General features: G+C 46.8%; 12 protein-coding genes and 1 pseudogene. All 13 read right to left on the minus strand.

Annotated elements, in window-relative coordinates; all coding sequences use genetic code 11:
* Positions 1–13: 13 nt before the first annotated feature.
* A complete protein-coding gene (locus tag BKD14_RS13035) occupies positions 14–1,561 on the minus strand; it encodes an AMP-binding protein (protein ID WP_075656654.1) in 1,548 nt (515 codons plus the stop codon).
* 408 nt (positions 1,562–1,969) lie between these two features.
* Positions 1,970–3,640, minus strand: coding sequence for a formate--tetrahydrofolate ligase (locus BKD14_RS13040; protein WP_075656656.1), 1,671 nt, complete (start codon positions 3,638–3,640; stop codon positions 1,970–1,972).
* Between the two features lie 229 nt (positions 3,641–3,869).
* Positions 3,870–4,733: an ABC transporter permease gene (locus tag BKD14_RS13045; RefSeq protein WP_083647123.1), complete on the minus strand. Its 864-nt coding sequence runs from the start codon at positions 4,731–4,733 to the stop codon at positions 3,870–3,872.
* A complete protein-coding gene (locus BKD14_RS13050; RefSeq protein WP_075656658.1) occupies positions 4,730–5,611 on the minus strand; it encodes an ABC transporter permease in 882 nt (293 codons plus the stop codon). The genes BKD14_RS13045 and BKD14_RS13050 overlap by 4 nt, the downstream gene beginning before the upstream one ends.
* Positions 5,604–6,683, minus strand: a complete 1,080-nt coding sequence (locus BKD14_RS13055) for an ABC transporter ATP-binding protein (RefSeq protein ID WP_075656660.1) — start codon at positions 6,681–6,683, stop codon at positions 5,604–5,606. The genes BKD14_RS13050 and BKD14_RS13055 overlap by 8 nt, the downstream gene beginning before the upstream one ends.
* A gap of 114 nt (positions 6,684–6,797) precedes the next feature.
* Positions 6,798–7,949, minus strand: a complete 1,152-nt coding sequence (locus tag BKD14_RS13060) for an extracellular solute-binding protein (RefSeq protein ID WP_075656663.1) — start codon at positions 7,947–7,949, stop codon at positions 6,798–6,800.
* 694 nt (positions 7,950–8,643) lie between these two features.
* Positions 8,644–9,124, minus strand: a pseudogene (locus tag BKD14_RS19555) (transposase); the annotation flags it as partial.
* Positions 9,125–9,527: 403 nt separating this feature from the next.
* A complete protein-coding gene (locus BKD14_RS13080) occupies positions 9,528–10,961 on the minus strand; it encodes a radical SAM protein (protein WP_075656669.1) in 1,434 nt (477 codons plus the stop codon).
* Positions 10,962–10,996: 35 nt separating this feature from the next.
* Positions 10,997–12,283: a glycosyltransferase family 2 protein gene (locus BKD14_RS13085; protein ID WP_348625529.1), complete on the minus strand. Its 1,287-nt coding sequence runs from the start codon at positions 12,281–12,283 to the stop codon at positions 10,997–10,999.
* Between the two features lie 11 nt (positions 12,284–12,294).
* Complete coding sequence (locus BKD14_RS13090) at positions 12,295–13,650, minus strand: hypothetical protein (protein ID WP_083647125.1); 1,356 nt, start codon at positions 13,648–13,650, stop codon at positions 12,295–12,297.
* Between the two features lie 18 nt (positions 13,651–13,668).
* Positions 13,669–14,688 (minus strand): Gfo/Idh/MocA family oxidoreductase, encoded by a 1,020-nt coding sequence (locus tag BKD14_RS13095; RefSeq protein ID WP_075656673.1) that lies wholly within the window; start codon positions 14,686–14,688, stop codon positions 13,669–13,671.
* A gap of 18 nt (positions 14,689–14,706) precedes the next feature.
* Complete coding sequence (locus tag BKD14_RS13100; protein ID WP_075656675.1) at positions 14,707–15,483, minus strand: ThuA domain-containing protein; 777 nt, start codon at positions 15,481–15,483, stop codon at positions 14,707–14,709.
* Positions 15,484–15,496: 13 nt separating this feature from the next.
* Positions 15,497–16,525: an ABC transporter ATP-binding protein gene (locus BKD14_RS13105; RefSeq protein ID WP_075656677.1), complete on the minus strand. Its 1,029-nt coding sequence runs from the start codon at positions 16,523–16,525 to the stop codon at positions 15,497–15,499.
* Position 16,526 lies beyond the last annotated feature (1 nt).

Genomic DNA, 16,526 nt, shown 5'->3' on the forward strand with positions numbered 1-16,526 from the left:
TTGCAGGAAAAAATTACATTTGTTCAAGGAGTTGTTTGCGGTCAACTTTGCCGTTGATATTCACGGGGAGCGCATCCCGTATGTGAATATTTTCCGGCACCATATAGCGGGGCAGATTTTTCAGCAGCGTAGATTTTATCTCGTTTTCTTTTAGCGGGCTGGTGCAGAACGCAACCAATCCCTGAACGGAATTCTCGATAATCGGCCAGGCGATAACTGCAACCATTTCGCTTTGTGCCGCATGTCTGAGATGCGCTTCTACCTCTTCCAGCTCAATGCGGTTACCCTTGAGCTTGATCTGGTTATCCGTGCGGCCAAGATGGTGATAAATACCGTTGTCATCACGCATCCCCAAGTCTCCGGTCAGATACCAACGCTGGCCTTCAATCTCACGAAAACGGTCTGTTTGACTGGTATTGGCATAAGTGAAATAGCCTTCAGCGAGCTGGGGGCCACAGAGCGCAATTTCACCAGCCTGCCCGTTTGGAAGAGGGCGCTGCTGAGCGTCAAGAACCGCAACTTGCATGGACGGATAAGGTGTGCCGATCGCAATAATATCACGGCCGGGGGTTATGACCGGATCAGACTGCACCCGATAACGCAGGCAGATGACTGTTCCTTCGGTCGGACCGTAAATATTATCAATCATGCTGTCAGGCGCTGCTATTGACCATGCCTCAACAGTTGCGACCGGCAGAGGTTCCCCGCAGAAAATTGATGAGCGGAGTGTCGGCAAACTATCCGGTTTGAGAGCCCCGCTTTTGCGCATCATCGCTGCCAGAGTGGGGACAGACATCCAGACTGTAATAGAACGCTCACGGATAAAGCGGCTTGGTGCCAGCATCTCCAGTGACGAGAGAATATGCAGAGACGCACCCGCATCAACGCATAAAAAAAGATTATGGACGCTTAAATCAAAAGTCACATCGCATGTTTCGGCAAGCCTGTCCTGAGGGGTCAGCTGTGTCCAGAGTCTGGCCTGCTCAATATAGCTCTCAAGCGCTCCGGCTGAGATCATAACGCCTTTCGGCAGTCCCGTCGTGCCGGAAGTGAATATAATATAGGCCAGTTCTTGTTTGCTGACGAAGGCAGGCTCCGGAAGTTGAGCCGCTTTAAGACCGGAGAATGCAGTGATGTTTTGCACGGGGCGGGCAGGGATAATATCTTCATCACTTGGTACAATGATCATATCCGGAGCGGCACTTAATACCGCCGGAGTGAGCAGGGCAAGCCCTTGCTTGTCCACAATGAGCGCGTCCAACTGCAATGCTTCAAGCAATTGCACTATTCTGTGCTCTGTCCATTTCAGATTAAGCGGCACATAAGTAGCGCCTGCATAACCGGCTGCGAGAATACCTGCATAGGCTTCCGGACTTTTTGTGCCGAGGATGCCAACTTTCTTGAGATTGTTCCCCTGAGAAATAAAACCAGCCAGATTGATGACCATGGTGCGCATTTCGCCATAGGTTAAATCTGCTGATCTGTCAGAATAGAACAGGTTTTCACTGTATTTATCACAGGTTTCTATAAATTTGAGAGATATATTGTAGTTCTCAGACATCCTCATATCTCTCTTAAATACAGGTGAATATAATTTTGAACGTGACGCTGAGTGCAGACTTCCGGCTTTGAAATGTGCTGCGATTGCGTAAGTTTTATGCGGGATACAAGCTGTCTGTGTGTATTGTGTCTGCTCTTTTTCCGGTTTTAACGAAGGTCAAGTTGCTCCCTGTCCGATTGAGCAAGGGCTCCGGATTTTTGAAGAAATTGAGCTGACATAAACAAAATATCGAAGAGCAGAATGGCCTGACCGGCACATAGGGTTTTACAAGGTGAACTGCTTGGAATAAAAATTATGTAATAAATAGGTTTGTTATCGGATATCGTAATGTGTGTATCTGACTTATAGTTTTCAACGCCTGCCGGTGCGTTTACACAGGCAGGCGTTGAATTTTATGCAGGCAGAGATTTAGAATAATCCCTGAATTTCATTATTGTGATTAAGCCCGATATGTTCTGCCGCCGGTGTTCTCGGCAGGCCAGGCATGGTCATAATGTTCCCGCAAATAGCGACAATGAAACCGGCTCCGGCAGAGAGTTTGACTTCACGGACAGGCACGATATGGCCTGAAGGTGCGCCTAAAGCGGTCGGATCGACAGAAAAACTATACTGCGTTTTCGCCATGCAGACAGGCAAATGCCCAAACCCGTCGCGCTCCCATTGTTCCAACTGTTTCAGAACTGACGGTTCTGCTCTGGCCTGTTCTGCACCATAGATTTCGCGCGCTACTGTCTGGATTTTCTCCCACAGAGGAAGGCTGTCCTCATAAAGCAGCTGCAACTCGGCATCATTATTATCGGCAAGTTTTGCAACTTCATAGGCGAGGTCTTCTGCACCCGCACCGCCTTCTGACCAATGCCGGCAGAGAATAGCTTTAACACCGGCCTCGTTGCAAACATCATTAAGTACAGCGATTTCTTCATGCGTGTCGGAAGCAAAATGATTGATTGCAACCACAACCGGCAGGCCAAATTTTTGGACATTGCGGATATGCCGGATGAGATTGCTTGAGCCTTTTTTCAATGCTTCTGCATTGCCGGTGCTAAGTTCACTTTTTGGCACACCGCCATTCATTTTCAATGCACGGATTGTTGCGACAACAACAACGGCATCAGGGCTCAGTCCGGCTTTGCGGCACTTGATATTGAAAAACTTTTCAGCACCCAAATCAGCACCAAAACCAGCCTCGGTCACCACATAATCACCAAGTGCCAATGCTGTTTTCGTCGCGATAACACTGTTGCAACCATGCGCAATATTGGCAAATGGCCCGCCGTGAATAAGCACGGGATTATTTTCAATTGTCTGCACCAAATTTGGTTGCAATGCATCTTTCAGCAGCGCCGTCATAGCCCCGTCGGCCTTCAAATCTGCGGCCGTAATCGGTTGTTTATCAAGATTATAACCAACAATGATCCGCGCCAGACGTGCTTTCAGATCGGTCAGATCTTCCGCAAGGCAGAGGATCGCCATAACCTCGGAAGCAACGGAAATATCAAATCCGGTTTCGCGCGGATAACCGTTGGAAGGGCCACCGAGTGCAACTGTTATATCCCGCAATGCGCGGTCATTCATATCAACCACGCGCCGCCAGCTGATACGACGTGTATCAAATCTTAAGCTGTTGCCCCAATGGATATGGTTGTCGATCATTGCGGCGAGCAGATTATTAGCACTGCTGATTGCGTGAAAATCGCCGGTAAAATGAAGATTAATATCTTCCATCGGAATGACTTGTGATTTTCCGCCGCCTGCCGCGCCGCCTTTCATGCCAAAATTTGGCCCGAGGCTTGGCTCACGCAGACAAATGACCGCTTTCTTGCCGATTTTGTTCAGTGCATCGCCCAGCCCTACAGAAGTTGTGGTTTTGCCTTCTCCGGCTGGTGTAGGGTTGATCGAAGTGACCAGAATAAGCTTGCCCTTGCGGCCGGATTTAAGCCTGTTCACCACATTATGGGTCAGTTTTGCTTTATCATGGCCATAAGGCAACAGATCATCAGACCCGAGATTCAGTTTCGCGGCAATTTCAATGATCGGGCGCTTTTGGGCTGCGCGGGCAATCTCAATATCAGAATACATTGAACACTCCGCCGGTAAAATAGCTTTTATTGTTCATAACTGATCCCTGTCTGTTTTGAAAACCGCGCTCTTCCGCGTTTCTATCGCATCACAGGTTTTATGGATAGTCCCGGTTTTTCTGCAACCTTTCTCAGTTTCTGTTCAGAAACAGAAAAACACTCAGCAGATTATGGAAGGGAACAGCAGGGGACGCAGCATATTTTTTGAACCGCGCCCCGTACTCAACAACCTATGAGCGTTTTCTGCGACGGGCAATCTCCCAGCCGATTGCACCGGTAATGGTGAGTATCATCATCGTTAAGCCGAGAGCATTCACAGCAGGTGTAAGACCCGCACGGACTTTGGCTGCGATAAAGATGGTGAGGGGCGTTTCGGTGCCGCGCACGAACAGGGTTGTATTGTAATTCTCAAAGGATTGCAGAAACGCGATACATGACGCTGCCAGCAAAGACGGACGCAGATAGGGCAGCAGAATGCGGCGGAACACATAAGCGCGGGAAGCACCGAGACTGAGCGCGGCATCTTCCATTGTGCGGTCAAAGCGCTGCAACCGTGCTGCAATCATCAGCATCACAAACGAAATAATGAAACTGGATTGTGCCAAAATGGTCAGGAAAAGACCGCCGCTGATCCCTGTTTTGCGCCAGAACAATAATGTGGCAATGCCAATCACGACCCCCGGTGTGAGCAGGGGCGACACCATCAAAGCATAGAGAAAATTACGCGAACGCCCGTGCAGGCTGGTCAGAATAAGAGCGGCCGCAGTACCTACCGGCAGGGAAATCGCGATTACACCTGCGGCAATCAGCAGGGATTTGCCCAATGCAGTCCACATTTGCGTATCTTTGAACATGGCATCCACCCATTGAAGGGTGGTGCCAAGCCATGGCGTAATCGTGGGAAAGCTGCTGCTGTTAAATGTCGCCGCCGCAAGGATACCAAGCGGCAACATCAGATAAGTAAAAAACAACAGCATATAGAGCGCAAAACCAATGCGCGGCAGCCTGTCACTCAGGCGTTGCAGCCATGTCGGCTGATAAAAGCGCTGATTGTAACTTGCGGCCTGACCCGAAATAGACTGAACATTACTCATTTGACGGCACTCGCAAGATTAACGCGGAACAGACGCAGCGTGCCCAGCACCACAAACATACATAGAAGCAGCAAAGTGACAGCATAGGCCGCACCGCGGTTCCAGTTACCGCTTTCAAAGAACCAGTCATAGATCAGCTGGGTAAACCAACGGCTGCCGGGTGCTCCGAGAAGGGCAGGAGCCATATAGCTGCCAGCGGAGAGCATGAAGGTGAAGACACAACCTGTTGCAATTCCGACCTTGGCATGGGGCAGCACAATGCGGCGATGGATGCGCCAGGCACTTGCCCCCATATCATGCGCAGCATCAATCTGGGCATGGTCGAGAGTGCTTATCAAATTATACATCGGGAACAGCATGAACAGCAGATAGGCATAGGCCATACCGGCCAGCACACCGCCGTCACCATACCAACGCACCGGCTCATCCAGCAGACCGAGGCTAAGCAGGATCGCGTTCAGCGGGCCTTCAAAAGCCAGAATGATAAACCATGCCAGCCCGCGCAGTACTTCATTCATCATGTAAGGGATCATGAGAATAACGAGCACAAAGGCGGTTTTGCGCATGCTGGCAACCTGCGCCAGCCAATAGGCCAGCGGATAGCACAGTACAAAAGTGGTCAGCGTCACAAAAGCACTCGACCAGATTGTTTTCAGAAAGATAGCGCTATGACTGCGATGGTTCCACAAATAGAGAAAATTATCAGCGGAATAGACGTCTTTTTCTCCGCCCAGTTGTGAGGGCGGCAGGTTAGGGCGCAGCGCAAAATCCAGCATGGTCAGATTAGGGATCAGCACCAGACACAGCAGCCAGAAAGTAACAATGGCGATGAAAAATGTACCGAGTATTTTGCCGAAGCGTTGATAAATCTCAGTCATGTGCCAGCACCACTGCGTCTTGTTTGGAGAAGCCGGTTGTAAAACTGCTGCCGATTTCAGGCACCTGATGCAGTTTCTTATGCGGTATGGTGACCTGCATATTTAACGGGGATTGTTCATGATGCAAAACCGTATGCGCAGTGGCAAAAGAACCTTCAAAATCAAAGCGTTTTGAGACAACGGTGAGCTTGTTATCTTCTTCAGCGGCGTCCAAAGTCAGCGCTTCAGGGCGCACATAGAGGCGCGCCTTCTGGTTGCGCTGCAAGACGGCGCCGCGACGGCCGATAAAACGGCCATGGATACCTTCCAGCACAACAAAATCGTCAAAAGTATCAACCACAGTACCGGAGACAATATTATTCTCCCCGACAAATTCAGCAACGAATGAAGTCGCAGGCTTGGTGTAAAGATCGACCGGTGCGCCGACCTGCTGCAACCGGCCGGCATTCATCACCGCAATGCGGTCAGACATGGCAAGGGCTTCAGACTGGTCATGGGTGATGTAAATGAAAGTCACGCCGGTACGTTTTTGCAATTCACGAAGCTCGGCACGCATATGCTGGCGCAGCTTCAGATCAAGCGCGGACAACGGCTCATCCAGCAGCAATACCTGCGGCTCAATAGCCAGAGCGCGGGCAATGGCAACACGCTGACGCTGCCCGCCTGATAATTCATGGGGCATACGATCACCGTAGCCGGGCAGAGCAATCAGCTCCAGAAGGCGGTCTGCTTCACGGCGGCGCTGCGCTTTGCTGACACCGCGCACTTCAAGACCAAAGGCGATATTTTCCCAGACCGGCATCAGCGGGAACAGTGCAAGAGACTGAAAGATCATCGCAGTCGGGCGGCGATTGGCCGGAACATGGGTCATATCCTGACCATTAATTAAGATTTTGCCGGAACTCGGCTGTAAAAAGCCCGAAACCATACGCAGCAGGGTCGTTTTTCCGCAGCCGGAAGGCCCCAGAATGGAAAAAAACTCGCCGGAGCGAACATCCAGAGACATAGATTTCACGGCCGTTGTAGCTGCAAATCGCATCTCGACATTCTGAAGGCTGACTGCGTCTGTCATGGGGATTCTCATTTTTAAATGACGCCGGTTTGCAGTTTTAAGTGCAAACCGGCGTTTGGCAGAAAGGCGGGGAGGTTTTCACAGATACAGGCAAAACCGTATCTGTTATCCGGTTTATGCGCCGAGGAACTGATCCTGATATTCGGAGCGCAGTTCGACAAACCAGCTTTCCTGAATTGGCCACCACCACAGTTTGTCCAGTGCATCTTTAGGATAGGCAGCGGCAAAGAATGCTTTGTCAGCTTCCGGCAGCAGCGCTTCTGCGCCCTTAGCAGTGGTGTTAACCTTGGCATGGCTTGCATACATCGCACCGGCTTCCGGTGTGAGCATCCAGTTCATAAAGGCATAGGCCTGATCGATATTCTCGGCGCCGACCGGCAGCGAAACACCTTCCATCCATGCCAGTGCGCCTTCTTTCGGCGAGATATAGCTGACCGGCTGTCCCTGTTCTTTCAAACCGGCCGCAGTTGAATCCCATGTCTGACCGATGATGCAACCATTGGTGAGGAAAGCGCCCTGTGCTTCATTCTGGTTCGCCCAGAACTGAGCAATATTACCTTTACGGGCAATCGCTTCTTTAAGGATCACATCATAATTGGCGCGCATCGCTTCTTCGCTGGCAAAGCTTTCCAGCAGCGGGCGTGGCAGTTTGCCTTCGGCTTCCAGCCACAGGCCGAGACCAACAAGTGCCGAATGGCCGCGAACAGTGGCCTTACCAGCCATTTCCGGCTTCCACAGATCGCTATAAGATGCTTCACCATAAACAAGCGGCGATTTTTCCGTGTTGAAAGCAATGGCTTCTGTGCCCCAATCAGTTGGCACCTGATAGCGCTTGCCATCAACAACCGCGCCGAGTTTTTCAGAACTCTTCAAAGCGCTGTCGATGCAACGATCCCATTCCACTTTGCTCTCATCAATCGGTGCGATGAGCGAGGCTTCAACATAATTCGGTACGCGGTCAAGCGCCGGCCAGATGACATCAAAACCCTGACCCTGATTGACTTTCATCAGGTTGAGGATTTCATCATTGGTGCCATAAGCGGTGTAGGTAGCTTTGATGCCTGTGGCTTTTTCAAAAGCAGCAAGCATTTCCGGCGAGACATAACCGGCCCAGGCAGCAATACGCAGGTTACCGGAGGAGGACAGAGCGTCACCGGCACGCATAACAAACGGCATGCTCAAGGCAGTGGCGGCTGTACCACGCAGAAATGTGCGGCGGCTGAGCGGGAATGCAGTGCGGGTGGATGTCTTATTGTCAAAGGCCATCAGGCGCTCTCCTGTTCAAGATGAATTTCATCTCATCGGGTTATTCGAGCAGGCACCTAACAGCGGCAGATAACAGTTCAGTGACGGTTTCTTGTGATTTTTTTAAAACTATTTGAACATTTTATGATGCTTGGTTCCGGTAATGTTTGTTGCGTTGATTTTTTTATATGCATTAATACGCACATGTGAATGCTCTTAACATGTGATGTTTTTTCGGTAAGCACCGTGCAGTTTCGTATTTATTTATATTTTTCTCTATTCTTATTATAAATCTTCTCGCAAGTAGTTCATAAATATTCAAATTTTAAGATTTTTAAAAAAAACATCTGGGCGTAAATTGTCTACCGAGGATGTAAGAGTTTGAAGATTTTCATTGGATTTTTTGTTGCCATAGCAGTTCTTTTTATGGGTTATAAGTATAGATACTCAGCTTATTCATGGCATCAAAAAATGACAGTTGTAGTCGACACTCCTTCAGGACCGGTCCAAGTTTTGGTCTGCCCCCATAGAGTGATCCGAGTTTAATGTTCGTGCATGCTGGGCCTAATCGCTAACGCCGGAGTTGATACAGGTCCGTTTTGAGGTGGCCAGACAGAGGCGCCGGCGGCTTGTAGCCCAAGGATGAGTGCGGGCGCACGGTGTTGTAGTGTTTCCGCCCGACCCATTTGACGTTCGCGATCCGACCCACCTGATGCAGCATCGCCGTGATGCGGCGATATCCATATCGGCCATATTGGGGGGCTGTGATGTCGGCGGTCAACGCCGCTTCGTCATCTGGTGTCTTTGCGACCTTACGTTGCGTAGAACGGTGCTGGCCGAGAACCAGGCAGGCCCGTCGTTCGGGCACGCCCAGTTTTGCGATGACATGATCAACATAAGCACGGCAACGTGCGGGGCTTAGAAGTTTCCCCTAGCGGCCTCCGTTAGGATCATCTTGTCCAACGTCAGATCGGAGACTGTCCGGCGAAGGCGAGTGTTCTCGGCCTCCAATTCTTTCAGGCGCTTCAACTGGTCGCTCTTCAGTCACCATATTCTGCGCGCCAGCGGTAATATGTGACTTCCGTTACGCCTTTCGATCGGATCGCCTCAGCCATCGGTTTTCCCTGCGTATTAAACACGTCAACCTGACAAAGCTTCGTGACGGTCTTTTCAGCCTTGTGTCTTTTCGCTGCCATTTCAATGTCCTTCTTCGGCTAATAAGCCATACTTCATAAAGGATCACTTTCTAGGGGGCAGACCAGTTTTATAGGCGTGGATATAGACCTCTCATATTTAATCGACCGCCACAGCCGCTCAAAGAAGACATTGTCGCGCTAAGCGCCCTATAAAAAGCTCCATGAAGATCACAAACTTGCGTTGTTTTGAGCTGAGTTCAATATCCCGTTCCTTGGGATAGGGATCTTTTATTGAAGTTTGTACGCTTGCAAATTGGCCAAGGAAAATTTCAGATTCTTTGATAGTTTGCACCACTGCCTTCCAGAATATTCAACATCAGAGTTTCATATATGGCAATGCGTAAGGTTAATCGGGCCATTAAAGATTTGTACGTATTATGAAGAGTTTTGAGATTACAGGTAATTAAACCGTATTAATGATGGCCTCAGAAAGAACTCTTCCATTTTTAGTGAGAGTAACTGAGTTTGAATCCATTTCAATCAGTTCTTTCTTTTCAAGATCAGTCAAAATATTTAATATATGACCATTGTCAAAGAAGGACTTTCCGTAAAATTTTTCTTTATGAATTTCATCAATAACAGGATGACAAGTGGAAAGTGCCATTTTAAAAGAAATAATTTCCTGTTTTAATGGAGATATCCCTTTAGTGGATAATATAGGGATTTTGCCATTTATGACTGCATTTTCATAATCAGAAAATTCAGTATAATTTATGGATTCTGATCCACGGCACTTTGAACTTCCTCCTACACCGATAGCAATTTCTGGAAATTGCTTATCTTGATCTGTGATTATTCCTTTCCATTTTTCTGGCTCATTTCCTTTTTTGTAATAATACATATTTGGATGTTCATTATAATCATTGAGCAACAAATCATCGATAATTTCACGCATTTGATATTGTTCACCAAGGCTTGGAATGTTTAATTTGGAGCTATCGTTTTTTTCCTTTATTTTTTTTTGCCAAACTGACGGCCGTTGCATCGACACACCGGTTCTTGTCTTCATAAAATCTTCAAGGTGTAGTTTTGTGCAAACAAGATGCTCTAAATTTAATTCGCGCGCTTTTAATATATCCTGCCGCACCAGATCGACAGTTTGGTTACGTAATCCATAAATCAAATCAACACTAATCCACTCAAAACCAGCCATTCTGGCATTATGAACCGCTTCAAAACAATCCTGACTATTATGCATTCTTCCGGATGAACGGATAACTTCATCCGAAAAAGACTGAGCCCCGAAAGAAATTTTTGTAATCCCTAAATAAGAAGCGGCCGTCAAAAAAGGCAGGGTTAAACTGCCGGGCTCACCTTCTAAACGCAAAGTCGCCTCACTGAAATTGAAATGCGTGCGATAAAAATCCAGCAACCGTTCGAGTTCTTCAACCGGCAACAAAGAGGGCGTACCACCAAACAAATTGAATTCACCAATTGGCACGTCAGCTAAATGTGGAACTGCCTTCAGCCATAATCGGGCTTCTGAAATATTTAAATCAATCACTTTGGTAAACATATCCCGTGATTTGGGATCTTTGGGATTTATAAGCACTATTGGAAATTGGCAGAAATGACAGCGATAACGGCAAGTCGGAATATATGCCCACAAATGGATCGGATTATTTTGTTTTAACGCATGATTTAAATCAGCAAAAAAATCAGTCGCGGAATAGTTGTCGATATCTCCGGGAAAAACATGCGCACCAAATGGATCCCGGTACACATATTCCAGGAGATCCCGGTTCTCCTGCTTCATCAGTATATCAGCTACCGCAGGCCGCGGATAATTCGGATCAAGAATATTCAAGGATGCTAATGCTTTTTCAATATTCTTCATAGCGTTACCTATATGGAGCAATCCTTTCAGTTGCTTTAGAAAACACCGCCATTCGCAAAATAATTATGTGCACAGCCGGACTCCCGATCTTCACAAAAATAATAAACAAACTTGTGAAAATCATCAGGATTAAGTCGCAAAACCTCATCAAGACAATCAGGTAGCTCCGGAGGATACCCTATGTCTTGACCAATATATTTACGCATACGCGAGAATATCTCGTCTCTAAATTCAAAATAAAGTCGATAGGAAGGTGTTTTATACAAATGAATTGGTCTGAAGTTTAATATCCCTGACTCAATTTTTATTTCTTCAATTCGATCAATAATCCGGTTTAAAAGATCAAAGCCAAAAAAATCTATAACTTGGGGGTCATTGTAAAGTTTCGGATTTAAAAGTAAGGGAAGTATAATATTCTTTGGGACAAAATCTTTTATAGAATAATCCCATGCCAAGTCCGACTGATCATCGTTCAGGTCACCTTGAAATCCAGTATCAATATCGGTACGCACATCCTTCATGACGATGATGCCGTCCGCACCATAAGCAATTCCGTTTATAACTTCCTTCAGAAGATAGTCTACACGTCTGCTATTAATCTGCACCATAGCATGGTGGGCATAAGTGTTGCTCCCTCCATTCGCAACGATCTTGATGCCAAAATCCCAATCATCTGATAAATGTTGTACGAAACAGCCATTCTTAATTTGATAGAAGATGTCTATTCCACCAACGGCTTCATATTTTTCCCGTTCAACAGCAAAACCTTTGCCATCGGGAAATCCGCCAAAAAGCTGAAATGTGAATGCTCTGCAACGCAATGTTTTTTCAATTTGTCGCCATAAATGTGGACGGCTGTGGAAATGCTTTTGATCGTAATAATAATTACACGTGCCCAGATCAGCGTCATCTTCTACCATCTTACGATAAAGTTTGTAGAGCCACTGTTTATCGACAATGCAATCCGCATCTGCAGAAAATATATAAAATTTATCATCGACTGATTTACCTTCGTCACGTTCGCGAGAACGTATCGTAACCCAGTCCATTCCTCTTTTGCGTGCGGAAGAGACACCCTGAATGTTTTCTGAAATGCAGTAGAGATTTAAATCCGGGTGACGGGCATGAAAATTCTGAATTTTTACAATTGAGCTATCTGTAGAATTATTATCAACGATCACAATCTCATAGAGATCTCGATCAATCAAAGATATATCATTATATTGATAATACAGGGCTTCAAGAACACGAACAATCATCTCCTGCTCATTAAAAACGGGAAGAACGACTGATAATCGTATTTGATCCTTCATCTCGTGCATAACATTGCCAATTATTTAAAAAAATTACAAAATTTATGTAATACTTGGTCAGATAAATACTTTTGGCCTAGTTGATGATTAAATTTCGCGTAGGCTTGCATTTTTTCCGGAGAGTTTAACAACTCGTAGACATCATCTATGAATGTCTCATCAGGCAGGCCATCCTGATATTTGGTTATCTCCATAACCGGCGCCAAATAGCCTTGATCGCCATAAACAGCATCGTAATATTCATAACGTGTGGTTAAATAGCATTTAGCCAGAGATATAGCCTCTCCAATTGGATTGCCATAACTGTCATAATCATAAGACGTCAGGAAAGAGACGGCATCCGAAGCTAAAATAATTGTTTGAACAGATAATTCATGATTATTATGCTTATCTAAAATAAACGGAAGCCCGCCTAAAAACAATATATTTTTTGTCAGCCCGAGCTGGTCCGTCAATAATTTCAGTGCTGCCGTACAGTGCTTATTTTCATTTGTATCTCCCACAACCAACAAATATGTTTCTCTGCCTTGAGTAGCAAAACGCTGCCGCAGGTGACTGACCAGATGAATATCCCGATCTATCCGTTTTTGCGGAATTATACGTGTGGGTCTGGTAAGAACAACATCCGTACTCTTAATCTTAAGCATCGGCCTGACAAATCCAGAATTTTCACAATATTTAAAATTATAAGTGTTTGGTAAAACGCTGAAATCAATGTCAGCACCAGCCCATTGTTTCAATTTCCAAGCCGCAGCTTCATGCAATGTGACATACTGAATAAACGGAGAGAGAACCGGCTTTACAGCATTGTGATATGGCTCATTACCATATTTTTGCACTGCTGTTTCACTACTCCACATCAAATCATGGTCGCGCCAGATTACAAATTTTCCGAGATTTAACTCTCGGCCATATATATCGATTGCTTTATACAGCGCTTTCGTAAAAATAACATTTTCAGGCAGTGTACCATTCTCGACGATAATATAAGAAATGTTTTCACGCTTCCAGTATTCGCAAATATTACGAGATAGTTCATCTGAGATTTTTTCTATTCTCTTGTACAAATCTGAAAATATCAAATTTATTTTTCCGATACTATTAACTTCACGGAAAACAAAATTCAAAAAATTAATATTATAATCACATAGCGAACGGATATCAGCAGTACGCGCGAGCTCAACCCAATCGGGAAAATAACATCGTAACGCTTCATAAGGTTTGCCAAAATTGCCCTTATCCGTTTTAATGTCATAGCCAAGGTCCAAAAGGATATGAAAACCTTTTTCTTTAAGAACAGCCGCTAATTTAAGTGCTTCGGTGATGATCCCCGAGATAGCGACACCGTCAAAAGAAATTATCCAGATATTTTTCATCATAAATACCCTTAAAATTCACATGGAGCTCATCGCTATATCAAGCAGTCGCTGGATTTTTGCCGCTTGTTCAAATGATGGTTCCTGCGTGTCTCCTTTCATTACCGCATCGACAAAACACTGATAGGTCGTGCGCACGGCCGGAGCCTCTACCTGTTGCCAGTTACCGTCATCAACATCCGCGCCGGTACAAATTGCAAGGCTCGTTCCCTGATGCCAGTGCCGTAATTCCAAGCCACCTTTATCGCCATAAACGCATAGCTTTAATTCGTTGATACGCCCCGTCGCCCAGCGACTGGCATGAACAACTCCCAGTGCGCCGTTGGAAAAACTGGTTGTCATAACAAAGCTATCATTTGCATCCAACTCATAGCCTTCAATCCGATTTTCCGATGCTTTATCAAAAGTTTTGAGGCGGCAGGATATAGCGTCAATATCGAGATCCGAGCCGAAAGTGACAAAATCCAGTATATGAATGCCAACATCACCCAGCACACCATTTGAACCGTGTTTGGTCGATAATCTCCACAGCCATGCCGGATCGCTACGCCAATCCCCCCAGTGCTTTGACACTAACCAGCTTTGCAAATAGGAAGCTTCGACATGATGCGGTGTGCCGATTACGCTGGCACGGATCATATCCCGTGCCTGGGACAGTTCAGCTATGTTGCGATAACTTAGATTAACCATCCCGATTTTGCCGCTTTGTTGTGCGGCTGTGACCATCGCCAGAGCATCAGTATAATTTGTTGCCAGTGGTTTTTCACAAAACACATGTTTATCTGCATCAAGAGCCTGCAATGTCGTAACACAATGGCTGGCATCGGGCGTGGCGTTTGCCACAGCATCAAACTCACCCCACGCAATTGCTTCCTCTAATGTGTTGAATAAACGCGGGATAGAATGAGTCAGTCCGAAAGCTTGCAGCCGAATAAGATTGGGATCGACGGCTGCAACGATTGTCACTTCTTTGATCGCGCCAAAATGCATCGCATGATTATGTGCCATAGAGCCGGTACCGAGGATTAATAAGCGCATAGCCCTGTCCTGAATGTATTATAATGCAGCAGTGCCAGCGCCGTTATCCTCACTCCGCAAGGCAAGTTGCTCTGGCGCTTCATCTGCCGGTACATTGGGGGCATCGGCAATCGCAGCCACTCTGCTTGGATTATATGCCCAGTGCACAGCATTGCGCAGAGCCTGCCCGACATGAGGATTATAATATGTAGGATAGGTTTCATGACCGGGGCGGAAATAAAATATATGACCAGCACCGCGCTTATAGGTCAGGCCCGAACGAAAAACTTCACCACCCTCAAACCATGAAATAAAAACCGTTTCCAAGGGGTCAGGAATGGTAAAAGGCTCCCCGTACATTTCCTCGTTCTCAAGCTCAAAATATTGAGGCAGTCCTTTGGCAATCGGGTGTGAAGGATTAACGACCCACAGCCGCTCTTTTTCTCCGGCCTCGCGCCATTTCAGCGAGCAAGGCGTTCCCATAAGCCGTTTAAACGGCTTGGAAAAATGCCCGGAATGCAGCACAATCAGCCCCATACCTTGCCAGACACGGTGGATTATTCGTTCCACAACTTCGTCACTGACTTGCTCATGTGCCTGATGACCCCACCAGAGCAAAACATCTGTTGTTTCCAGCCTCTCATCGCTTAACCCGTGTTGATCTCCCCGCAATGTCGCAGTTGAAACGGAGAGGTCTTTATCTTCAGTCAGCAGTCTGGCAATCTGACAATGCATCCCATCAGGATAAAGCTGGCCAACTTGCCGGTTAATCTGCTCATGAACATTCTCTCCCCAGACGAGCGTTTGAATAGTCATACAGATTGTCTCCTTATGTCGCGCCGCGCCCCAGGAAATGACCGCTTGCGTCGAATTTATAAAGGTATTCGCTATGTTTAACGGCGATATGCGTCGGTTTTTCAGCTTGCTGCATTACCGGCGTGCCCGTTGCATTGTCCCGCACGATCAGAGGCTCACCCGCGCCAATATCAATATAAAGATAAGCTTCTGCGCCGAGATTTTCTCGCAAAATGACCTTGCCACTCCAGTTCGCAGGCGTCGGAGAAAGTCTGAGATGTTCTGGGCGTATCCCAACCGTGTGCGCACCAAACGCGGCAGCAAAACGCCCGTTCAAAATATTCATTTTGGGTGAACCGACAAAGCCCGCAACAAACAATGAGCATGGTGCTTCATAAAGTTCTGACGGTGTGCCGACTTGCTCGACCTTTCCTTCGCGTAAGATACATATGCGGTCGGCAAGTGTCATAGCTTCAACCTGATCATGCGTGACATAGATCATAGTTGTTTGCGGCATTTTTTGTTTGAGCCTTGTTATTTCTATGCGCGTCGCAACACGAAGAGCCGCATCGAGATTGGACAAAGGCTCATCAAACAAAAATACCCGCGGATTACGTACGATAGCGCGGCCGATGGCAACACGCTGGCGCTGTCCTCCGGAAAGCTGGCGTGGCAGGGATCCAAGATAGGGTGTGATTTGTAACATCTCGGCAGCTTCACGCACGCGCCGGTCAATCTCTTTTCGGCTATGCTTGGCCAATTTAAGACCGAAAGCCATATTTCTGTAAGTAGTCATATGCGGATATAGCGCATATGACTGAAACACCATCGCTATACCTCGCTGTGAAGGTGCCAGCTGATTGACGACATTGCCGTCGAATAAAAGTGTGCCGTCTGTAATATCCTCAAGTCCGGAAATCATACGTAAAAGTGTTGATTTTCCACTCCCTGACGGGCCTACGAATACCATGAACTCACCCGATGCAATCTCAAGGTCAACACCTTTGATTACTTGCAATGTGCCATAGGATTTATGAAGATTATCCAGCTGGATATGTGTCATG

It is taken from the genome of Pseudochrobactrum sp. B5, assembly GCF_001939785.1.
Lineage (GTDB): Bacteria > Pseudomonadota > Alphaproteobacteria > Rhizobiales > Rhizobiaceae > Pseudochrobactrum > Pseudochrobactrum saccharolyticum.